Raw genomic sequence first — 18,347 nt, forward strand, 5'->3', positions numbered from 1 at the left:
GCGGATTTGTGGTTGCCGATTGCATGTGTGTCATCTTACACACCGCGAGGTCAGATTGCAATGCAGCGCTCATTTTCGAGCAATTCATGAGTCACCTGAAATTAGAGCCGAAACGCAGTTTCCTTTACCCGAACGAAGTGAGGGTAATCGAATCATAGAGATATATAATAATATATATAAAAATAAATAACTTAACGCGCGCCCGCGTATACGCACGCGAGAGACACCCAAAAATCACCTGAAATTCACCCATCCGCGGAGGGTAAGGTTCGGGGTCTGACAATCGCTCGTCCCATGTCAGTGGCCTCGAACAGTCTGCGGGGTTTGCCCGAGATCTGGGCTCCACGAAATTCCTGGCCGGCGCGTCTGATCAGTCCGTGCGATTCCAGGTAACCCAGCGTCTGGCGCATCGCCATGCGGGACGCTCCGTTGCCGTGCATGTCCATCAGCTGGACGATGTCGAGCAGCGAACCGTCGGGGTTGCGCCTGACAATCGAGCGCAGCACCGCCATCTGCTTCGGCGTGCCCCGGAAGTTTCCGGTCGCGGGAGGCTTGCGCACGCAACTCACGGCAGGATCAGCTTCGCATCGGTGGGCTGATTGTCGAACCAGGTCAGCGGCACCACGGCGGGCATGTCGTCGCGGCCCACGTCGGGGTTGGTGTAGATCCCATACAGCGGCGAGGCGAGGACCATCTGCTGCAGGGCGTGGACGCAGTCACGGAAGCTCATGCGGGCAACCCGCGCTTCCCCGACCCCGCCGAGCGACTTGCCGGTCTTCTCCAGCGCGGAGTGGGCGTAGTAGAAATCCTTGGTGGCCTTCTCGACCGCGGCGCGCTCGATCGGGTCTTTGGCTGACCACTCCTCGATGATCGCTTCGAGGTCGGCGGGATCACTCTCGAAGGTCGAGCGGAAGAAGCGGATGCCAACGTCATACTTGTTCGAGCGCATCGGCTTGACGAACTGGAAACCTGCCTTGTGGGCGAACAGGTTATACTTGCTCATCGAGGACTGGATCTCGATGAACCGCTTGCCTTCCATGCGGCTCGCGATGTTGGTGAACCGGTAGGCCAGGCCCGCGCCGCGATACATCGTGTCCACGACCACGCGGGCCACCACCGACATGTTGGCGTTGATCCATTTCATCCGGTATTGATTTGTCAGCTTGTTGTCCTGGCCGGTCGGCTTGAGCCGCGGCAGGACGACGTGGCGCTCCTTGAGCAGCAGCTTGGGCGAGGCCATCACCAGCACCCCGATCAGTTCGTCACCGAGCTTGAGGGTGAAGTGGTGGCTGCCCGCAGGCAGGCTGCCGGATTGCTTGTAGTGGAGATCCTCCAGCGTGCGCCAGTCTTCGATCGTGCCGCGCTGCACGGTCATCTGGTCGAGCAGCGAGAGGTGCGGGCGGCAGTTTTCCAGCCGCTCGCATTCCCAGGGAAATTCTTGCTTGCAATCCAGTTCGCGAACCGCTAGATGCGTGTCAGTCACCATGCACCGTCTCGATCTTGATGCGGTCATGGAAACGCTTGGTGACAGTCAGCGACGGGGCAAGCTCGTCTTTCAAGTCCGTGTGGGTGGTAGCGACGATGAGGGTTTTTTGATGAGCGCGCGCCACTTTTGCGAGATTCCACGCAACGATCTTGGCCGTAACGCGATCCAGGACCGCTCCGAATTCGTCGGCCACCCACACATCGGCATCACTTTCGAGCAGCTTAGCGAGGCGATAGCGGTAGCGCTGTCCATCGCTAAGCTCGGACGGCCGGCGAATGTAGAGATACGCATCGGAGAGCCCCGCGACGCTGAGGAGACGGATAGCTTCTGCCATGCTCTCACCACCGATCTGGTCAATCAGGGCACGGCTCTCGTCGAGTTCAACCCCGTCGATGTTCGCCACTTTCTGGCCCTGCTCGGCGAGCATGTGGGACAGTTCGCGCAGCAGAACCGACTTGCCAGCGCCCGACTGGCCGCAAATGTAAACGACGTCGCCTGGCTCGACGTCTACCTCGACATCGTCAAGGACCGTGAACTCCCGGCTTTCGAGCCCTAAACCAAAGGCTTCGGCGACCTTGATGACACGCTCTGAGCGCGCCACGCTGGTCTCGAACGACTTGTTCAGAGTGAGGCGCATCAGGCTTCTCCCATCTGTTCGATCAGATCGTGAACCCGGCGGCGGGCAATCTCGGTCCCAGCGAGAAAGAGCAGCGGCGCCATGACGATCGGTTCAGCGCAGGATACCTCGATCCCGGTGATGGCCAGTTCATCCTCGTCATACCGGCCAGCGATGACCACGCAGCCGATGATCAGCCCGGCGCGGACGTCCTCGATCACGCTTTCCAGCGTCTCGATGGTCGCCCGGCGGTCAGCGTCGAGCAGTTCGTTGTCGATCCCGGCCTGTTCGCCTTCCTCCAGCACATCGCCGGAGAAAAAGTCGATCACGTTGCGTTCGTTATCGTCCACGGCAGAACTCCACGAATGCGTCGGCCCCGGTCTTGCCGGTGTCGGCCTCGATCGCGGCGATGAACCGCCGCACATGCTTCACCCCGTCGATCGGGATGGCGTTGAAGCCCAGCGCCTTGACCACCTTCTCGCTGCTCGCGTCGGTCGCCTTGACCTTGTCGTTGGTCTCGGCTTCCTGGTCGTCGATGTCCTGGTCGAGATCGGTGGAGATCGCGCCGAGATCCATGTTGCCGAGGTCGTCGATGAGGAAGTCGAGCTCGTTCTCGTCGAAGCCGAGCACCGAAATGTCCACGTCGTCGGCTTCCATCAGCCGCTTCATTTCCTCAGCCATCAGGCCGCTGTCGTAATCGGTCGAGGCGGTCTTGTTGTGGGCGATACGGGCAGCGTCAGCCTGGTTCTTCGAGAGGTGCGCGGCGTGCTTCACCGGGACCACCTTGTGCCCCAGTTCGACCAGCGCAGCGTAGCGCCCGTGGCCCGCGATCAGCACCCCGTCTGCGTCAACGATCAGCGCGTCGAACAGGCCGTCCGCGGCGATCGAGCTCATCAGCTTCTTGATGTGGGCGCGGCTGTGGACCTTGGTGTTCTTGTCGTAGGTGTGGACGCGGCCGATGTCCCACATTTCGGTCGGCAGGCGAACCAGATTGTAGGGGTCTGTCTGTGTGTCAGTAGGCATGCACTTAATCCCGAAACAGAGCGTCAATGCCTTCCGGGTCGAGTTCCTCGAAGAACTCGCCGCTGTCGCATTGTCCGCAAATCTTTAGCTTGGTGAGGAACTTGCAGGTGGCACAGTCATCGAACTTCAGTTCGACTTCCTCATCGTCATCGCCGAAATCAAGAAACGGCATCGGCGTCCTCGCTTTCGTTGAGCAGGAGGTAGGCCAGGGCCTCGCCGGCATTGCTCATGTCGTCGGCAGCGGTAAACCCTTCCTCGCGCATCGTCTCGGCGATCAGGGCGCTGATCCGCTGGGCATCGCCAATCGGGACGCGGAACTTGAGCAGCTGGTGGGTCTTGGGTGCCTTGGGGGCAGGGGCCTCGCGCTCATCGTCCTCGTCGCCGCCGGTCAGGTCGATATTGGGGTCGAGGTCGAGGTCGTCGATGTTGACCGCGATCGAGGCGGTGAGGGCTTCGATGTCGCGGTGGGTCCAGGGCATGATCGAGGCGACCACGCTGGCGTCGAGGTCTTCGAGCAGCCCCGAGAGCTTCAGGGTGTCGTCGATCCCGTAGCGGGCGTTGTCGGCCAGGCTGATCTCCTTGGCGCGCTCGTCGTCAATCGCCCCGAGGTTGACCACCGGGACTTTGGCGTAGCCGAGTTCGATCGCCTGCTCGCAGCGGTGCCAGCCGCCGATGCACTGGATCGCGCCGTTGTCGAGAACTCGCACGAGGATCGGCTTGAACATGCCGTGGCGCTCGATCGAGGCGCGCAGCTTCTCCTCATTCTCATGGCTGACCACGTTCGCATTCCACGGGCTGGGCTCGATGCTGCGCGGGTCAAGTTCTTCGAATTTCATAGCCTTAAATTCTCACTTTCGCAGGCATTATAGCCGATTTCGCCTCCTTGGAAAAGCAAAAACCTTGCACGAAAATGGTAATATAAAACTAGCTTGCTCTTTACCTTCTTAAACAAAATCGGTAATATGCTTCTTGTGAAGAAAATTGTGCAACTGCTGACCTCGCCGGTGGTCTCCCAGATCACCGGCCTCGATGACCCGACCAAGCTCGCGCTGTCGGACGCCATGTCGTTCATTGTCGAGGGACATGAACACATGGGCGCCGGCGGGTGGGATGGGCGCTCGTCGCTCTACGACTGGAACACCGGCAAGTTTCCTTCGGGCTTCGTGCCCACCGCCATCGCGGTGTTGCAGCAGCGCGGCTTCGAGGTCCAGATGCTGCGTGCCCCGCTGCCCGCGCCGCTGGGGCCGATGCCGGTCAACGGCGAAGCGCTGATCGACGATTTCCCGCTCGACCCGAACCGAGAATACCAGTTCAAGACCGTGCGCACCCTTGAGAAGCACGGGAGCTTCATCGCCCGCGTCGCGACCGGTGGGGGCAAGTCGCGCATTGCCGCGCTGTGCATCACCCGGATCGGCCGCAAGACCGCGTTCGTCACCACCCGCCAGGTGCTGCTCTACCAGATGGGCGAAGCGCTTTCCGAGGCCGAGCGCAAGGTGCTGCGCACCCTGTCGGACAAGGAACTGCTGGCCAGGCTGGGTGATCAGATTTCAGGCTCGCTGCGCCCCATGAAGTGCAGCTACATCGGCGATGGCACCTGGGACACCAGCGGCGACGTCGTGCTGTGCATGGTCCAGTCGCTTGCCGACCGGCTATCGCCGTTCAGCCCGCCGCTGGGTGTGAGCCAGGCCGAGATCGACAATGCCCGGCAGCGCTGGGAAGACCGCTACAAGGAAGTGCGCGCGTTCTGCGACAGCGTCGAGTTCCTGATCGCCGAGGAAGCCCATGAAGCGGGCGGCAACAGCTACTACGAAGTCTGCAAGGCGATGCGCAAGGCGCACTACCGGCTCGCGCTGACCGCGACCCCGCTGATGCGCGATGGGGAAAGCAACGTGCGGCTCGTCGCGATGTTCGGCCCGATCCGCATCGAGGTGTCGGAGAAGCAGCTGATCGACGCAGGCATTCTCGCCCAGCCGATCTTCAAGTTCGTGCGCGTCCCGGTGCCGCCGACCCTGCGCCGCACCACCGCCTGGCAGAAGGCCGAGGAAATCGGCGTGGTCGAGAACCTGGCGCGCAACAAGCATGCCTGCGCCGAGGTGATCCGGGCCAGCAAGTTCGGCCTGTCCTCGCTGATCCTGGTCAAGCGCAAGAAACACGGCACCATCGTCCACAACATGCTCAAGCAGTTCGGGCTGAAGGGCACCTACATCTACGGGGACAGCGACAAGGCCAAGCGCGAGGAAGCGCTCAGGAAGCTGGCCAGCGGGGAATACCACTACCTGATCGGCTCGACCATTCTCGACGTCGGCGTTGACGTGCCCTCGATCGGTCTGCTGGTCATTCTGGGTGGCGGCAAGGCCGAGGTCACGCACCGTCAGCGTATCGGCCGTGCGCTGCGCGGCAAGAAGAACATGCCGAACTATGCGTTTATCCTCGACTTCGAGGACGGCTACAACAAGCACACGATCAAGCATGCCAAGCAGCGCCGGGCGATCGTTGAATCCACACCAGGATTTGACGTCGGCATTCTGCGCGGTAATGCCGACTTCGACTACATCGGACTGGGCTTCAGGCCCCAAATCAAGGCTGCGGCATGAAGCGTCTCCCGATCGACCTGTCCCTCAAGACGGTCACCACCAAGGTCTCTGCCGCGGCGTGGGACCGCGCCCAGGAACTGAAAGCCAAGCATGACTGCCGGCTCTCCGACATCGTTTCGGCGTGCCTGCTCTACATGCCCGAGGAAGAGATCGCGCGGATCATCGCCGAGCAGGACGAAGCGGTCGAGCGGCTGCCCAAGCCCGTGCGCGCCCTGCTGCGCAACATGGACAAGCTGACCGAAGACGAGCGCGCCATGATCCGGGACTTGATGAAGTAAGCCGCAGCCCAGCTTTTTGGTTGCTTTTGTGCGTGTGTGTTGCTACACATACACCATCGCAAACGACCAATAGGGCATTTCATGAAGTTCATTGCAACCATCGTCGCAGCTTTGCTGCCGACCGCTACCGTGGACACCCTGGTGTCCGTGCTGACCGGGTTCATCACCAAGCTGCAGGCTGCCGAACGCAAGCAGCACGATGAAGCTCTGAAGCTGGAAATCCAGGCCCAGGATCTGACCTACAAGGCCCGCGACGCGCGTGAACGCGCTGCCAAGGCCGGCCGCCTGGCGAGCAACCTCAACACGATGCTCGACTGAGCGGGAGACTGCACCGTGTTCTTTCACACCCCCAAGATCATTGCTCTGTGTGGCCACCCCAAGCACGGCAAGAGCACGGTGCAGTCCATGCTCGAAGAACTGGGCGTTCGCCCGCTCGACGACGGCCTGCCGATCCGCCTCGAAGGCATGGGGCGCTTCGGCCTGACCTGGGAGCAGGTCAGCACCCAGGAAGGCAAGCTCGAAATCTGCCACGCTTTTGGCCGTGACATGGAAGTGCGCGAAGCGCTCGGCCTGATCGGCAAGGAATACGAAGACACCGACCCTGGCCACTGGGCCAAGCGTGCGGTCGATCTGGTCCTCGCGGAGGGCGACATGACCCCGGTGAGCTTCGGCTCGGTGCGCCGCACCCAGGGCCACGTCTACGCCGGCTTCGGCGGGATCGTTCTGGAGATCCGCGACCCGCGCAAGCCGGAGTCGCCCTACGACTTCGACCAGTATGACGCGGCGGCCGTAACCCACACCATCATCAACGACGGCACCCTCGAAGACCTGCGCGCCAAGGTGCTCGCCGCGGTCGCCGAATACCTGGAGCTTTCCCATGGATGACACCCGCGCCCAGCTGGCAGCGGCGTTTGCCCACGACATGCTGATGGCCGACATCAAGGTGATCGAGGCCCACGCCGGCCACGACGAGGAGAGCTTTGACGAAACCGTCGCGATCCTCGCGCTCGAACACTTCGGCCGCTTTGAAGCGCTGCTGCGCTGTCACCGCGACCCGGCCACCGCCCGCAACCTGTTCCTGATGATGAGTCGCCGCGCGCTCATGGAAGCGCAGGACATCCAGGAGAAACTCGATGCTTAAAACCCTCAAGCTGTTCACCCGGCGCGGGCTCGACAAGGCGACCGTCGAACTGGTCGATGAACTGGTAGACATGTGCAAGCAGCTGACCGAGGCGCTCGAACGCAAGAACAACGAGTGCAACGAGCTCCTGGACGAGAACGAAGCGCTCCACGGTGAGGTCGCCGAGGGCAAGGCGATCAGCCTGGCCGCTTCCGACGTGATCGAAATGCTGCTCCTGGTTGACCCCAAGACCGAGCGCCCGGCGATCCGCTTCCACGTCGAGGAAGACACTGACCTCGCTAACGCCCTCGCTGATGGCCTCTACGTGCTGCACGAAGCGCTGCGCCGCGCCGATCAGCTGCCCCACCTCGTCGAAAGGACACTCAACTGATGCCGCTTGGCTTCCTGCTTTCGCTCGCGCTGCGCTTCCCCAAGGCGTCGGCGTTCTTCCTCAAGCACCGCAAGACCCTGCTCGCCGGCGGCGCCGCGATCATCATCGGCGGGGCTGCGCTGTTCGCCTTCGTTTCCTGGCGCAACGACCTGATCAAGGATTCGCGGGCCGAGGGCAGGGCGGCGGCCGAACAGGCGTTCGCTGCCGAGCGCGCCAAGCTCGACGCCCAGATCAAGAGCGACAACGAGGCGCTGGCCCAGATGTCGGTGAGCCTGGGCAAGCTCGCCGATGGCCGCGTCACCCAGATCATCCGCACCACCGCGCCCACCATCGAAAGGGTTACCCGTGAAGTTTACACCGATCCTCGCTATAGCGACTGCGCTGTCTCTGACGGCGTGCTCAACGACCTCAACCAAGCCCGCGACGCCGTCGATCGCACTGTCGCTGCCAGCGCTCCAGGGCGAACTCGATAAGGACGCCGAGCCGCTCGGTCAGCTGCCTGATGGGACCATGGGGACGCTGGCGGTGACCAGCGCGACCGACACCCAGAAGTATGGGGTGCTGGCGGTGCGCTACAACACGCTGCGCGCGTTCTACAACTGCGTCCGCGACCAGGTGAACAACCACAAGTCTGCCGCCGAGTGCGTCAAGTAAGCCGCATGCTTGCTGACACACCTGCGTTTGCCCACTTGACCCGCCCTGCGTTTGTGCTAACTGACACAGCCTCAGTTACCACGACGCAGGGATGAGCACTGTGATTTCCAAGATTGCCTCGAAGTTCCGCCGCTCGCTTGCCGCCGGCCGGGGCTTGACGCTAACGCCCGAGCAGCTTCAGGAGCTCGTTCTATGCGGAGTGTATGACACACTAGCGGAACTAGAAGCACAGGAGCTCAAGGCGAAATGGCTACCCGGCACGAAGCCCACCAGCAACGAACCGAACCCCTCACCGAGCGAGACCTCTCGCCCCACGCGGTCGGAGACTACTGGCTCACGAAGCGCCGCGACGGCCGCTCGCCATACTGGCAAATCGCCAGCTACAAGAAAGGCTCCCGATCTGTCGTCTATCGGAGCACAGCTACGGAATGTTTAGACGAGGCGATCGAGAAGATTGAGCACCACTTTGCCGTCGAGCGCGGCCTGGTGCGCAAGGCCCCGACGGAAGCCAGGGTCGTCGATCTGCTGATGACCTATTGGCGCGAGCGCGGCTCGCAAGCCATCAACAATGACCAGACAGCCCGTTCGATACGGACCTTCATCGGCTTCATCGCGCAGGACGTGGTGAGCGTCGAGGCGGTCGTGACCGATCTGACCCCGGTGCTGTTCGAGCGCTTCCGCGAATGGCGGATGGGCGAGCACTGGTTCCAGGTGCCGTGGGGCGAGGACAACGAGCCTTACGAATCGCCGGGCGTGTCGGGTGCCACCGTCCAGCGCAACATCAACGATGTCCGCGCGGCGATGAACCATGCCTACGACAACATGCGCATCAGCCAGGTGCCGAAGATCCGGGACATCGACCGGCGCTACAAGTCCAAGCACAAGGACCGCATCCTCACCCCGGACGAGCTTGCCCGCATCCTGTGGTATTCGTATCACTTCCCGCGGATGTTCCGCTTCGTGGTCCTGCAGATGCTGACCAGCGTGCGGCCGATGGCGGCGGCCGCGTTCACGCCGACCACCCAGTTCGACCCGCGCAGCAACCTGATCGACCTCCAGCCCGACGAGGCGCCCCAGACCAAGAAGCGCAACGCCATCATCCCGGCGGTGCGTCCGGTGCGCCCCGTCCTGCAGGCGTGGATCGAGGAGGGCGGCAAGCCGGTCGGCGGGACGCGCACCTCATGGCGCAAGATGCGCAAGGTGCTGGGGCTCTCCGACGACGTCGAGGCCAAGACCATCCGCTACACCGTGGCGACCTGGCTCTACGAAATGGATTGGGTGCCCGAACGCCAGATTGCTGAAATGCTCGGACACGCCGGCGGGCTCGACCTGGCGCGCACCAGCCGCATCTACGCGAAGTATCGTCCTGACCGCATGGGCAAGGTCGTCAAGGGTCTCGAACTGATCTGGCTCGACACTGCGCGGCGGGCCAAAATCTTCGCTGCTGACCACTTGCTGACCACTCAGGTCGGGAAGAAGGGGGAAGGATACCGTGTAGTGGGGAAGGAAAACATTCCAAATCAGTGACTTGGAATGGTGGGCGCGACAGGGATTGAACCTGTGACCCCACCCGTGTGAAGGGTGTGCTCTACCGCTGAGCTACGCGCCCATTCCCGCTGGGAGACGGGCCATTAGAGGGCCGCGGGCGAATTGACAAGGGCAGAAAGCAGGCTAGTGCGCAGGGCATGAGCGAAGAAACCGTTTCCGGCCCCGACCTGCCGCCCGACCGCCTGGCAATCAGCCCGCGCAGCCCCTATTTCGACGAGGAAAAGCTGATGCGCGGCATCGGCATCCGCTTCAAGGGCGCGGTCCGCACCAATGTCGAGGAATATTGCATTTCCGAAGGCTGGGTGCGGGTTCAGGCGGGCAAGACCATGGACCGCCGCGGCCAGCCGCTGACGATCAAGCTGAACGGCCCGGTCGAAGCCTGGTACGAAGACCTGGGCGAAGGCGCGCCTGTCGCGAAGGCTTGATCCAGACGCCGCTCAGGCCGAGCTTGTCGAAGCCGGGTCCGCGTAAACCATTCACCCTTCGACAGGCTCAGGGTGAGTGGGGCGTACGGGTGCTATTGCTCGCGGCTACCACCGCATCTTGCGCTGGATGATCGCCGCAATGGGGTCGCCTGGCTTGGTCCGGCTCGCGTCCGCCAGGCGAATCGGCGTGCGCTGCGGCGTTTCGGCCTTCGTCGGCGCTGCGGGATAGATGAAGCCTTCGACCGGCCAGTGCGCGGTGCCGAGCGCTTGCAGGGGCGCGTACCAGACGCGAACGGCACTCCAGTCGTTGTCCGGGGAGACGTCGACCACCTTGACGTTGTCCTCGATCTGGCCGCGTCGCCCTTCGATCGGGCTCCAGTTGGCGTGGCTGACCAAGATCGTGCGCTTGTCGATCACTTTGCTGACTGCGGCGACATGGCCCAGGGTGGAATTGCCGTGCGGGCGAAAGGCCATGACGGCACCGGCCCTGGGCTTGAAACCGCGGGCATAGCGGCCCTCGGCCTGGTCCCACCAGGTGTGGGCGTCGCCAAAGATCTGGATGCCGGTGAGTTGCCGGGCATAGGGTACGCATTGCAGGTACGACGGCAGGCCGGGGCGCGAAGCTTCTTCCACTTCGGCGCGGCTGGGCAAGGACATCCGTGCCGCTGCCGGACTGGCGGCAGCGATGGCACACAGGCTTGCAAGCAGGATCACACGCTGGATCATGGCGCGGCTTTTGCCATTGCCGGGTTAGGACGCGTTTTCCGGCAGTGGTTAACGTCAAGCCAAGGATTCGCGGGAAACCTTGCAAAAAATCGCGCTTCGGCGCAGTGGGCAAAACATGGCGCTTCCCCAGGTAATCATCATTGGCCGTCCCAACGTCGGCAAGTCCACGCTGTGGAACCGGCTGGTCGGCAAGAAGCTGGCCCTGGTCGACGATCAGCCGGGCGTGACGCGCGACCGCCGTTTTGGCGAGGCGCACCTGCTGGGGCTGGACTTCACCGTGGTCGATACCGCCGGGTGGGAGGACGAGGACCCCAGTTCGCTCCCCGGACGGATGCGCCAGCAGACCGAGGCTTCGCTGGTCGGGGCCGATGTGGCGCTGTTCGTGGTCGATGCCCGCGCCGGGATCACGCCGCTGGACGAGGAAATCGGCCGCTATCTGCGCGAAAGCACGGTGCCGGTGGTGCTGGTGGCCAACAAGGCCGAAGGCAAGTCGGCGGACCACGGGGTCTATGAAGCCTTCTCGCTGGGCTTTGGCGATCCGATCCCGTTTTCGGCCGAGCATGGCACCGGGATGGGCGACCTGTTTGAAGCCTTGCTGCCGCTGCTGGAACCGAAGCAGCCCCAGGAAGACGAATTCGAACCGTTCGATGAAGAGGACGAGGAGGCGCTGAACAAGGCGCCGCTCAAGCTGGCCATCGTCGGGCGGCCCAATGCGGGCAAGTCCACGCTGATCAACGCCTTCCTCAAGGAAGATCGCCTGCTGACCGGGCCGGAGGCGGGAATTACCCGCGATTCGATTGCGATCGACTGGGAATGGACCGACCCCGACAGCGGTGAAAAGCGCCCGGTGCGGCTGATCGACACGGCGGGGATGCGCAAGAAGGCGCAGGTGACGGACAAGCTGGAAAAGCTGGCCGTGGCCGATGCGCGCCATGCGGTGGACTTTGCCGAAGTCGTGGTGCTGCTGCTGGATGCAACGCGCGGGCTGGAGCATCAGGACCTCAAGATCGCCTCGCTCGTGCTGGAAGAAGGCCGCGCCCTGATCATTGCGATCAACAAGTGGGACGTGGCTGGCAAGGACGCGGCAGAGGATGCCTCGACCCTGTTCAACGGGATCAAGACCGCGCTGGACGACGGGCTGAGCCAGGTGAAGGGCTTGCCTGTGCTGACCGTGTCGGCGCGGACTGGCAAGGGGCTGGATACGCTGATCAAGGTCGCGTTCGATATTCGCGCCGCATGGTCCAAGCGGGTGCCCACCGCTCTGCTCAACCGCTGGTTCGATGAGGCCCTGGCCAAGAACCCGCCGCCCGCGCCCGGCGGCAAGCGGATCAAGCTGCGCTATATCACCCAGGCCAAGACTCGCCCGCCGGGCTTTGTCCTGTTCGGCACCCGGCTGGATGACCTGCCGATGAGCTATCAGCGCTATCTGGTGAACGGCATCCGCCGCGACCTGGGCTTTGATGCCGTGCCTGTGCGCCTGACGCTGCGCAGCCCCAAGAACCCGTTCAAGAACTAGGCCGGAGTGCGGGGAGCGTCAGCTTCCCACCGGCTCGCTGTTGAGCTGGATGTAGTTCTGCAGGCCCATCCGCTCGATCATTTCGAACTGCTTTTCCAGCTCGTCGACGTGGTGTTCCTCGCTTTCGAGGATCTTCGCGAACAGATCGCGGCTGACGAAGTCGCGCACCGCCTCGCAGTGGGCGATGGCCTCTTTCAGCAGGGGGATCGCGTCGTTTTCCAGCGCGAGGTCGGCCTTGAGGATCTCCTCGACATTCTCGCCCACCCGCAGGCGGCCTAGCGACTGGAAGTTGGGCAGGCCGCCCAGGAACAGGATGCGATCGGCAAGCTGGTCGGCGTGCTTCATCTCGTCGATGGATTCGTGCCGTTCGAACGCGGCCAGTTTCTTGACGCCCCAGTTGTCCAGCATCCGGTAATGCAGCCAGTACTGGTTGATGGCCGTCAGCTCGTTGAGCAGGGCCTTGTTGAGGAAATCGATGACCTGGGGATCGCCTTGCATGGTGGCCTCCTTTGTGCGCCAGCAATATGCGCGCACAAAGGCTTATCGGCAAGTCAGCTGGCCGGGATCAGGGCGCCGGATTTCAGCTTTTCGCGTTCCTCGATCAGGATCATCGCGGCGTCGTCAAGGCACTGGCCGCACTGCGGGGTCTTGCCCAGCGCGGCATAGACCGCGTCGGCATCGCCCGGCACCGTGCGCGCCGCTTCGCGCAGTTCGCATTCACGGATGGCATTGCAGATGCAGACGTACATCGCGGGGTTCTCCGAACGAGTCGAAGCCCGATATAATGCGAATGGGTCGCAATAGCAACTAGCGGTGGAGCGATTTCACGCGCCATTCGGCCAGGCAGCGCCACAGCCATTCCAGCGGGCCGTGGCGGAACCGGGCCAGCCAGGGCTGGCTCCAGCCCAGCATGACGGCCCAGGCAAGCAGGACGAACGGAATCTGCTGCACCGTGCTGAACTGTCCGAATAGGCCAAGGCCCCAGCCGCTGAACAGGGCGCACATCAGCAAGGTAGAGCCGAGGTAATTGGTGAAAGCGGTCTTGCCCGCCGCTTCCAGGCGCAGGCCAAGACGGCTGGCCAGCAGGCGCGGCGCGGCCATGACCAGCAGGGCCAGATAACCGAGCGCCGTCAGCAAGTGCGGAATGCCCAGGCCATAGCCCAGCGCCATATGCATCGCGAGTTCGGGATAGCCGCGCGGGTGCGCCCAGCTGGCGAAGGCCAGGGTCAGCGTCAGGCCTGCCGCCGCTCCGCCGAGGGCCAGCGCCCGCAGTGGCACGGCGTTCCATGCGCCGGAGAAGAATCCGCTGCGCAGCAGGGCCATGCCGATCAGCATATAGCTTAGCGCTTCGCCCCAGTTGTAGGCGACCATGGTCAGCGGGTAGTCGGGACGCTCGGAGAGGCGGGAGCGGACTTCGCTAGTAAAACCGGACAGCGTGGCAGCCGCGTCGGCGCGGTCCTCCGCGCGGTAGTCGGCAATGATCCGGCGATGCTCCGCCGTTTCCTTGGGCGTTGCAGTGCCCGCCATGACCCGCGCCTCGCGGCTGACGCTCGGCACCCAGGTTGCCGCGCCCCACGCTTGCCACAGCGTGAAAGTGGCCAGTGCCAGGACGATCATCGCTTTCGGTTGCGCGCGGCGCAGGATCAGCGCGCCCAGCCCGACGCAGGCGTAAAGGAACAGGATATCGCCATCCCAGAACAGCACGAAGTGCAGATAGCCGAACAGCGCGAGCCAGAGCAGGCGGCGCAGTTGCAATCCCTCTCCATCGCAGCCCACAGCCTCCCGCCGCTCCACGAACAGCAGCAGGCTGGCTCCGAACAGGATCGAAAACAGCGCCCGCATCTTGCCTTCAAGAAAGACCAGGCGAAAGGCGAAGGCCCAATTGTCGAGCGTGCTGCCCGCGTGCGGCAGGTTGGGGGAATAGAGCCCGGATGCCGGCCCGGCAAAGCTGCCGACGTTGACGGTCAGGATGCCCAGCACGGCAATCCCGCGGATCAGGTCAAGCGTGCGAATCCGGGAAAGTTGCTCCACCCGGCGGAGTTAACCAGAAACCGGCAAGCAGTCGAAGCCCCCCGCTTTCAACCGTGCACAGGCTTCCATCGCGGCGGCGCGGCTGGGGAAGCCCCCGGCCTGCAAACGGGTTGCACTGCCCACGGCGGAGTTGATGCGCGGATGGCCCGCCAGTTCGGGGCGATTCTTGACCCGGTTCCACATGGCATTGGCATTGGCGGCCTGGCTGAAGGCGCCCAGCTGCACGCGCCACGGGCCGGTTGCGGCGGCTTTGGGCGCAGCGGCAGGTTTTGACGCAGCCACTGGCTTTGCCTTTGTTGCTGCCTTTGGCGCTGCGGGAGCGGGCGCGGCTTCCGCCTTGGCCACCTTGGCGGCGGCGGGCTTGGTGGCCGGGGCCTTGCGTTCCGGATCGGGCAGGCGCTGCTTCGGTACTCCGGCCACGGCGGGGGCAGGGCCGGACGATGCCACGCGTGCCGGAGACTTGCCATCGATCCTGGCCTGCAGTTCGGTGGACAGGGCCAGGCCCTGTTCCCGCTGTTCCGCGGAAATATGGCTGTCGATCTGTTGCAGCGCGCTGGTCGCCTGCTCCAGCCCCTGCTTGCGCGCCAGGTTGACCAGGGCATAGGCACGCGGCCAGTCGCGTTCCACCGTGTCGGCGTTGAAATAGGCGAGGCCCAGCAGATACTGCGCGCGCGCATCGCCGCGATTGGCGGCGGTCTGAAGATAGGGCATCGCCTGCTTCTTCTCGCCCCGGTTGAACAGCAGCAGGCCGTAATAGTCAGCCGAAGCGGCGTGGCCCTGGGCGGCGGCCTGGCGGAACAGTTCTTCTGCCTTGGCCAGGTCCTGCGCCGTTCCCTTGCCCATGCGATAGGCCTGGCCCAGGTGGTACATCGCCATGACATCGCCGCTGATCACCGATGCCTGCCATTCCTGCACTGCCAGGGGATAGTTCCCCGCTGCCCAGGCATCGATTCCCGCCTTGGTATCGGCCTGCGCCGCCGAGGCGAGCATTACACTGGACGCGGCCAGGGCCAGCGTGACAAAACCTTTGCAACCCATCGAATTCATTCTCCGCCGCGACCAGGCAAACCTAGGGATTTTTGCAGTGTTGCAGGCACCTGATAGCCGCAGGTGCCGCAAGTTGCGGTTAATGCCCATGGTAAACAATAACTTAGTGAAGGTGAATAGGGCGTTTACCCGCAGACGAAATCGCCTCTAGCCCCGTAGTGTTTACGCAAAATTAGGAACGATCTGCGATCTCCCCCTGAAGTCCGCACGGGCTGAGTAATTTCCAAGGGGGAACGGCATTGCGAGTATTGGCATTGGCATCGCAGAAGGGCGGATCGGGTAAGACGACCCTTTCCGGGCACCTTGCCGTGCAGGCCCAGCGGGCTGGCGCGGGCCCGGTCGTCCTGATCGACATCGACCCCCAGGGCTCGCTGGCCGACTGGTGGAACGAGCGTGAGGACGAGTTTCCTGCCTTCGCCCAGACCACCGTGGCGCGCCTTGCCCAGGATCTTGCGACTCTGCGCCAGCAGGGCTTTCGCCTGGCCGTGATCGACACCCCGCCGGCGATTACCATGGCGATCCAGTCGGTCATTTCCGTGGCCGAGCTGATCGTCGTCCCGACCCGTCCCAGCCCGCACGACCTGCGCGCCGTGGGCGCTACGGTCGATCTGTGCGAACGCGCCGGAAAGCCGCTGATCTTCGTGGTCAACGCGGCCACCCCCAAGGCCAAGATCACCTCCGAAGCCGCAGTCGCGCTGTCGCAGCACGGTACGGTTGCCCCGGTCACCCTGCACCACCGCACCGATTTCGCCGCCTCGATGATCGACGGTCGCACGGTGATGGAAGTCGATCCGAACAGCCGCAGCGCCGGAGAAGTGACCGCGCTGTGGAGCTATATTTCGGACCGGCTCGAAAAGAATTTCCGCCGCACGGTCTTTGCCGCGCCGGCCAGCGTTTCGTCGATCCAGGGTGTCAATCGCAGCGGCGGCGGTTTCGGCCGCCGGGTTGCAGGCTCGTAAGGAGGGCCGGGCATCATGTCCGATCCCAAACCGCTCGCTTCGCTCAGCCCGCAGCTGCTGGCCCGCAAGGGTGGAGCCCGCCCGGCCATGCGCCCTGCCATGAGCGCCCTGGCGGTCCAGCCCGTGAATGCGCAAGAGGATGACCTGGGCTGGAATGACATGGGGGAACCCTCTGCCAGCGCGGAAGTCCTGCCGCTTCACCAGGCCGCACCCCAGGCCGCTTCGATCCCGGTTGTCGCCATTGTTCCGCCCGTCGTGCGCCAACAGCGCGAACTGATCGGCAAGCTTGCCGCCGAGCGCCGTCCGGCTCTGGCTGCGGGGCGCCGTGCCGCTTTCACCCTGCGGCTCGATGCCGAACGGCATTTGCGCCTGAAACTGGCCTGCACGATCAAGGGCCGCAGTGCCCAGGCGCTGGTGACCGAAGCGCTTGATCGCCTGCTCTCTGAAATTCCCGATGCCGCCGAAATTGCCAGCAAGCTGGCCAAGACGCACAACTGATCGATCCAGAAGGAATCGTCCGATGAAGTCCAAACGCCTCCGCCGCACCGTCCTTCCGCTCGGTCTGGCCGGTTGCGCCGCCATTGCCGTGGCCGCGGGGATCAGCCTTTCGCCCGAATCCGTCGTGGCCAAGCCGGCGCCGGACAAGATCGTGGCCGAAGCACGCAAGGCGCTGGGCAGCGGGCAGTTCGACAAGGCGATTCGCCTGGGCGAGGATCTGGTCGCCGCCAACCCGCAGGAACCCAGCTACCGCGCGATCCTGGGGCAGGCCTATCTGCGCGCCGGGCGGTTCGAATCGGCGGCACAGGCGCTGGACGACGCGATGAAGCTGGGTGACAGCTCGGCCCGCACGGCGCTGTCCCTTGCCCTGGCCCAGTCCGGCATGGGCCGTGACAGCGAAGCGGTGGCCATCCTGAACGACTGGCGCGATGCCATTCCGGCGGCGGACCTTGGACTGGCCTATGCCATGGCGGGCGAAGCTCCGCGCGGCGTGGCGATCCTGGTCGAGGCGCTGCGGGGCGGTGAAAACACGCCGAAGCTGCGCCAGAACCTGGCCTATGCCTATGCGCTCGACGGGCGCTGGCGCGAAGCGCGGCTCATGGCCGCTCAGGACGTTCCCGCCGACAAGCTGGATGCCCGCATCAGCAGCTGGGCCGCCCGCGCCAAGCCGGAAGATTCGCGCCTGCGCGTCGCTGGCCTGCTGGGCGCACCGCTGCGTGCCGATGCCGGTATGCCCGCACAGCTGGCGCTTTCGGCCAGCCGTGAGCAGCAGCAACTGGCGGCGGAAAGCACCGCGCCGCGCAGCGCTCCGGCAGTCGCGGCCAATGGCGAATTGCCGCCGGCCAGCGAAAGCGCAGCGGAATTGAGCCAGTACCGGCCCACCAATGCGCCGGCTCCGGTTGCCGCCGCTCCGGTGCGCGGTCCGGCCATCACCTTTGTATCGAACCCGGTTATCCAGTCCGTTCCCGCCTCGCTTCCGGGGCATGGCCCGGCGGTCAAGGCGAAGCGCGCCAGTGCCTCGCTGGCCGGAGCGCCGGGCCGCACCATGCAGCGCGCGGCGGCCAAGCCGCGAGCCGTGCAGACGGCCAGCATCACCAAGGGTTCGTCCCACGCGGTCCAGCTTGGCTCGTTCTTCAGCGAGCAGGGCGCACGCCGCGCCTGGGGGCAATATGTCGCCCGCAACCCGGAACTGCGCAATTTCAACATGGTCATCACTTCGGCCAAGGTGCGCGGCAAGACCTATTGGCGGGTTGCCGCAGGCGGTCTTGACCTTCGCGGCGCGGGCGGCCTGTGCGGCAAGGTCAAGGCGCGCGGGGGCATGTGCTTTGCCTATGCGATCACCGGCAAACCGGCCAATGCTCCGGTCTATGCCAGCAAGGCACCGGCGGCAGAGGCCCCTGTCGTGGCCCTGGCCGGTCCCGCGCGCAGGAAGTAA

Annotated in this window: 26 protein-coding genes and 1 tRNA gene; 14 read left to right on the top strand and 13 right to left on the bottom strand. The window is 64.0% G+C overall.

Annotated elements, in window-relative coordinates; all coding sequences use genetic code 11:
• Window positions 1-245: 245 nt before the first annotated feature.
• The 7 genes from ACQKOE_RS07795 to ACQKOE_RS07825 are packed head-to-tail and all read right to left on the bottom strand — an operon-like array spanning window position 246 to window position 3,961.
• Window positions 246-560, bottom strand: a complete 315-nt coding sequence (locus ACQKOE_RS07795; RefSeq protein WP_427512287.1) for a hypothetical protein — start codon at window positions 558-560, stop codon at window positions 246-248.
• Window positions 561-565: 5 nt separating this feature from the next.
• Window positions 566-1,483 carry a hypothetical protein gene (locus tag ACQKOE_RS07800; protein WP_427512288.1) on the bottom strand — a complete coding sequence of 306 codons (918 nt, stop codon included), beginning with the start codon at window positions 1,481-1,483 and terminating at the stop codon, window positions 566-568.
• On the bottom strand, window positions 1,476-2,123 hold the full coding sequence (locus ACQKOE_RS07805; protein WP_427512289.1) for an ATP-binding cassette domain-containing protein: 648 nt from the start codon (window positions 2,121-2,123) through the stop codon (window positions 1,476-1,478). The genes ACQKOE_RS07800 and ACQKOE_RS07805 overlap by 8 nt, the downstream gene beginning before the upstream one ends.
• The gene (locus ACQKOE_RS07810; RefSeq protein ID WP_427512290.1) at window positions 2,123-2,452 is read right to left on the bottom strand and encodes a hypothetical protein; all 330 of its coding nucleotides are present in this window, start codon (window positions 2,450-2,452) and stop codon (window positions 2,123-2,125) included. Before ACQKOE_RS07810 ends, ACQKOE_RS07805 begins: the two co-directional genes overlap by 1 nt.
• On the bottom strand, window positions 2,442-3,125 hold the full coding sequence (locus tag ACQKOE_RS07815; protein ID WP_427512291.1) for a ParB/Srx family N-terminal domain-containing protein: 684 nt from the start codon (window positions 3,123-3,125) through the stop codon (window positions 2,442-2,444). Before ACQKOE_RS07815 ends, ACQKOE_RS07810 begins: the two co-directional genes overlap by 11 nt.
• A 4-nt stretch (window positions 3,126-3,129) precedes the next feature.
• Complete coding sequence (locus ACQKOE_RS07820; protein ID WP_427512292.1) at window positions 3,130-3,297, bottom strand: hypothetical protein; 168 nt, start codon at window positions 3,295-3,297, stop codon at window positions 3,130-3,132.
• Window positions 3,284-3,961 carry a ParB/RepB/Spo0J family partition protein gene (locus ACQKOE_RS07825; RefSeq protein ID WP_427512293.1) on the bottom strand — a complete coding sequence of 226 codons (678 nt, stop codon included), beginning with the start codon at window positions 3,959-3,961 and terminating at the stop codon, window positions 3,284-3,286. The genes ACQKOE_RS07820 and ACQKOE_RS07825 overlap by 14 nt, the downstream gene beginning before the upstream one ends.
• Window positions 3,962-4,096: 135 nt before the next feature.
• Between ACQKOE_RS07825 and ACQKOE_RS07830 the strand changes: the two genes are divergently transcribed.
• The 9 genes from ACQKOE_RS07830 (at window position 4,097) to ACQKOE_RS07870 (ending at window position 9,689) form a co-directional block, all read left to right on the top strand.
• Window positions 4,097-5,719 (top strand): DEAD/DEAH box helicase, encoded by a 1,623-nt coding sequence (locus ACQKOE_RS07830; protein ID WP_427512294.1) that lies wholly within the window; start codon window positions 4,097-4,099, stop codon window positions 5,717-5,719.
• On the top strand, window positions 5,716-5,997 hold the full coding sequence (locus ACQKOE_RS07835) for a hypothetical protein (protein ID WP_427512295.1): 282 nt from the start codon (window positions 5,716-5,718) through the stop codon (window positions 5,995-5,997). The genes ACQKOE_RS07830 and ACQKOE_RS07835 overlap by 4 nt, the downstream gene beginning before the upstream one ends.
• A gap of 81 nt (window positions 5,998-6,078) precedes the next feature.
• Window positions 6,079-6,315 carry a hypothetical protein gene (locus ACQKOE_RS07840; RefSeq protein WP_427512296.1) on the top strand — a complete coding sequence of 79 codons (237 nt, stop codon included), beginning with the start codon at window positions 6,079-6,081 and terminating at the stop codon, window positions 6,313-6,315.
• Window positions 6,316-6,330: 15 nt separating this feature from the next.
• The gene (locus tag ACQKOE_RS07845; RefSeq protein ID WP_427512297.1) at window positions 6,331-6,882 is read left to right on the top strand and encodes a hypothetical protein; all 552 of its coding nucleotides are present in this window, start codon (window positions 6,331-6,333) and stop codon (window positions 6,880-6,882) included.
• Window positions 6,875-7,138 carry a hypothetical protein gene (locus ACQKOE_RS07850; protein ID WP_427512298.1) on the top strand — a complete coding sequence of 88 codons (264 nt, stop codon included), beginning with the start codon at window positions 6,875-6,877 and terminating at the stop codon, window positions 7,136-7,138. Before ACQKOE_RS07845 ends, ACQKOE_RS07850 begins: the two co-directional genes overlap by 8 nt.
• Entirely contained in the window at window positions 7,131-7,508 is a 378-nt protein-coding gene (locus tag ACQKOE_RS07855) for a hypothetical protein (protein WP_427512299.1), read from the top strand. The genes ACQKOE_RS07850 and ACQKOE_RS07855 overlap by 8 nt, the downstream gene beginning before the upstream one ends.
• On the top strand, window positions 7,508-7,981 hold the full coding sequence (locus ACQKOE_RS07860) for a hypothetical protein (RefSeq protein WP_427512300.1): 474 nt from the start codon (window positions 7,508-7,510) through the stop codon (window positions 7,979-7,981). The genes ACQKOE_RS07855 and ACQKOE_RS07860 overlap by 1 nt, the downstream gene beginning before the upstream one ends.
• A gap of 52 nt (window positions 7,982-8,033) precedes the next feature.
• Window positions 8,034-8,162 carry a hypothetical protein gene (locus tag ACQKOE_RS07865; protein WP_427512301.1) on the top strand — a complete coding sequence of 43 codons (129 nt, stop codon included), beginning with the start codon at window positions 8,034-8,036 and terminating at the stop codon, window positions 8,160-8,162.
• A 246-nt stretch (window positions 8,163-8,408) separates the two neighbouring features.
• Window positions 8,409-9,689 carry a tyrosine-type recombinase/integrase gene (locus ACQKOE_RS07870; RefSeq protein WP_427512302.1) on the top strand — a complete coding sequence of 427 codons (1,281 nt, stop codon included), beginning with the start codon at window positions 8,409-8,411 and terminating at the stop codon, window positions 9,687-9,689.
• Between the two features lie 7 nt (window positions 9,690-9,696).
• On the opposite strand, the gene ACQKOE_RS07875 is transcribed toward ACQKOE_RS07870, so the two are convergent.
• Window positions 9,697-9,771 (bottom strand) — tRNA-Val (locus tag ACQKOE_RS07875).
• 76 nt (window positions 9,772-9,847) lie between these two features.
• Between ACQKOE_RS07875 and ACQKOE_RS07880 the strand changes: the two genes are divergently transcribed.
• Window positions 9,848-10,135, top strand: a complete 288-nt coding sequence (locus tag ACQKOE_RS07880; protein ID WP_427512303.1) for a DUF3297 family protein — start codon at window positions 9,848-9,850, stop codon at window positions 10,133-10,135.
• A gap of 105 nt (window positions 10,136-10,240) precedes the next feature.
• Here ACQKOE_RS07880 and ACQKOE_RS07885 read toward each other — a convergent pair whose 3' ends face one another.
• Complete coding sequence (locus tag ACQKOE_RS07885) at window positions 10,241-10,861, bottom strand: CHAP domain-containing protein (RefSeq protein WP_427512304.1); 621 nt, start codon at window positions 10,859-10,861, stop codon at window positions 10,241-10,243.
• Between the two features lie 115 nt (window positions 10,862-10,976).
• On the opposite strand from ACQKOE_RS07885, the gene der reads away from it, so the two are divergent.
• Window positions 10,977-12,377, top strand: coding sequence for a ribosome biogenesis GTPase Der (der, locus tag ACQKOE_RS07890; protein WP_374590647.1), 1,401 nt, complete (start codon window positions 10,977-10,979; stop codon window positions 12,375-12,377).
• An 18-nt stretch (window positions 12,378-12,395) separates the two neighbouring features.
• Here the strand turns inward: der and bfr are convergent, their stop codons facing one another.
• The 4 genes from bfr to ACQKOE_RS07910 are packed head-to-tail and all read right to left on the bottom strand — an operon-like array spanning window position 12,396 to window position 15,446.
• Window positions 12,396-12,875, bottom strand: a complete 480-nt coding sequence (gene bfr / locus ACQKOE_RS07895) for a bacterioferritin (protein ID WP_427512305.1) — start codon at window positions 12,873-12,875, stop codon at window positions 12,396-12,398.
• A gap of 53 nt (window positions 12,876-12,928) precedes the next feature.
• Window positions 12,929-13,126 carry a (2Fe-2S)-binding protein gene (locus tag ACQKOE_RS07900; protein WP_374590643.1) on the bottom strand — a complete coding sequence of 66 codons (198 nt, stop codon included), beginning with the start codon at window positions 13,124-13,126 and terminating at the stop codon, window positions 12,929-12,931.
• 58 nt (window positions 13,127-13,184) lie between these two features.
• Window positions 13,185-14,408 carry a DUF418 domain-containing protein gene (locus tag ACQKOE_RS07905; RefSeq protein ID WP_427512306.1) on the bottom strand — a complete coding sequence of 408 codons (1,224 nt, stop codon included), beginning with the start codon at window positions 14,406-14,408 and terminating at the stop codon, window positions 13,185-13,187.
• A 9-nt stretch (window positions 14,409-14,417) separates the two neighbouring features.
• Entirely contained in the window at window positions 14,418-15,446 is a 1,029-nt protein-coding gene (locus ACQKOE_RS07910; RefSeq protein WP_427512307.1) for an SPOR domain-containing protein, read from the bottom strand.
• Between the two features lie 248 nt (window positions 15,447-15,694).
• Between ACQKOE_RS07910 and ACQKOE_RS07915 the strand changes: the two genes are divergently transcribed.
• Genes ACQKOE_RS07915 through ACQKOE_RS07925 form a run of 3 tightly spaced genes read left to right on the top strand, consistent with a single transcriptional unit; the run spans window position 15,695 to window position 18,347 of the window.
• On the top strand, window positions 15,695-16,414 hold the full coding sequence (locus tag ACQKOE_RS07915; RefSeq protein WP_374590636.1) for an AAA family ATPase: 720 nt from the start codon (window positions 15,695-15,697) through the stop codon (window positions 16,412-16,414).
• A gap of 15 nt (window positions 16,415-16,429) precedes the next feature.
• On the top strand, window positions 16,430-16,912 hold the full coding sequence (locus tag ACQKOE_RS07920; protein ID WP_374590634.1) for a hypothetical protein: 483 nt from the start codon (window positions 16,430-16,432) through the stop codon (window positions 16,910-16,912).
• 22 nt (window positions 16,913-16,934) lie between these two features.
• Window positions 16,935-18,347: an SPOR domain-containing protein gene (locus ACQKOE_RS07925; protein WP_427512308.1), complete on the top strand. Its 1,413-nt coding sequence runs from the start codon at window positions 16,935-16,937 to the stop codon at window positions 18,345-18,347.

Origin of the sequence: Novosphingobium sp. NPDC080210 (assembly GCF_050281025.1) — a bacterium.
Classification (GTDB): Bacteria; Pseudomonadota; Alphaproteobacteria; order Sphingomonadales; family Sphingomonadaceae; genus Novosphingobium.

Excerpts from the sequence above, each read along its gene's own strand:
- ACQKOE_RS07885 (WP_427512304.1), bottom strand. The coding sequence starts at position 10,861 with ATGATCCAGCGTGTGATCCTGCTTGCAAGCCTGTGTGCCATCGCTGCC.
- ACQKOE_RS07820 (WP_427512292.1), bottom strand. The coding sequence starts at position 3,297 with ATGCCGTTTCTTGATTTCGGCGATGACGATGAGGAAGTCGAACTGAAG.
- ACQKOE_RS07850 (WP_427512298.1), top strand. The coding sequence starts at position 6,875 with ATGGATGACACCCGCGCCCAGCTGGCAGCGGCGTTTGCCCACGACATG.
- ACQKOE_RS07910 (WP_427512307.1), bottom strand. The coding sequence starts at position 15,446 with ATGGGTTGCAAAGGTTTTGTCACGCTGGCCCTGGCCGCGTCCAGTGTA.
- bfr (WP_427512305.1), bottom strand. The coding sequence starts at position 12,875 with ATGCAAGGCGATCCCCAGGTCATCGATTTCCTCAACAAGGCCCTGCTC.
- ACQKOE_RS07825 (WP_427512293.1), bottom strand. The coding sequence starts at position 3,961 with ATGAAATTCGAAGAACTTGACCCGCGCAGCATCGAGCCCAGCCCGTGG.
- ACQKOE_RS07880 (WP_427512303.1), top strand. The coding sequence starts at position 9,848 with ATGAGCGAAGAAACCGTTTCCGGCCCCGACCTGCCGCCCGACCGCCTG.
- der (WP_374590647.1), top strand. The coding sequence starts at position 10,977 with ATGGCGCTTCCCCAGGTAATCATCATTGGCCGTCCCAACGTCGGCAAG.
- ACQKOE_RS07805 (WP_427512289.1), bottom strand. The coding sequence starts at position 2,123 with ATGCGCCTCACTCTGAACAAGTCGTTCGAGACCAGCGTGGCGCGCTCA.
- ACQKOE_RS07900 (WP_374590643.1), bottom strand. The coding sequence starts at position 13,126 with ATGTACGTCTGCATCTGCAATGCCATCCGTGAATGCGAACTGCGCGAA.
- ACQKOE_RS07925 (WP_427512308.1), top strand. The coding sequence starts at position 16,935 with ATGAAGTCCAAACGCCTCCGCCGCACCGTCCTTCCGCTCGGTCTGGCC.
- ACQKOE_RS07835 (WP_427512295.1), top strand. The coding sequence starts at position 5,716 with ATGAAGCGTCTCCCGATCGACCTGTCCCTCAAGACGGTCACCACCAAG.
- ACQKOE_RS07870 (WP_427512302.1), top strand. The coding sequence starts at position 8,409 with ATGGCTACCCGGCACGAAGCCCACCAGCAACGAACCGAACCCCTCACC.
- ACQKOE_RS07920 (WP_374590634.1), top strand. The coding sequence starts at position 16,430 with ATGTCCGATCCCAAACCGCTCGCTTCGCTCAGCCCGCAGCTGCTGGCC.
- ACQKOE_RS07815 (WP_427512291.1), bottom strand. The coding sequence starts at position 3,125 with ATGCCTACTGACACACAGACAGACCCCTACAATCTGGTTCGCCTGCCG.
- ACQKOE_RS07840 (WP_427512296.1), top strand. The coding sequence starts at position 6,079 with ATGAAGTTCATTGCAACCATCGTCGCAGCTTTGCTGCCGACCGCTACC.
- ACQKOE_RS07860 (WP_427512300.1), top strand. The coding sequence starts at position 7,508 with ATGCCGCTTGGCTTCCTGCTTTCGCTCGCGCTGCGCTTCCCCAAGGCG.
- ACQKOE_RS07855 (WP_427512299.1), top strand. The coding sequence starts at position 7,131 with ATGCTTAAAACCCTCAAGCTGTTCACCCGGCGCGGGCTCGACAAGGCG.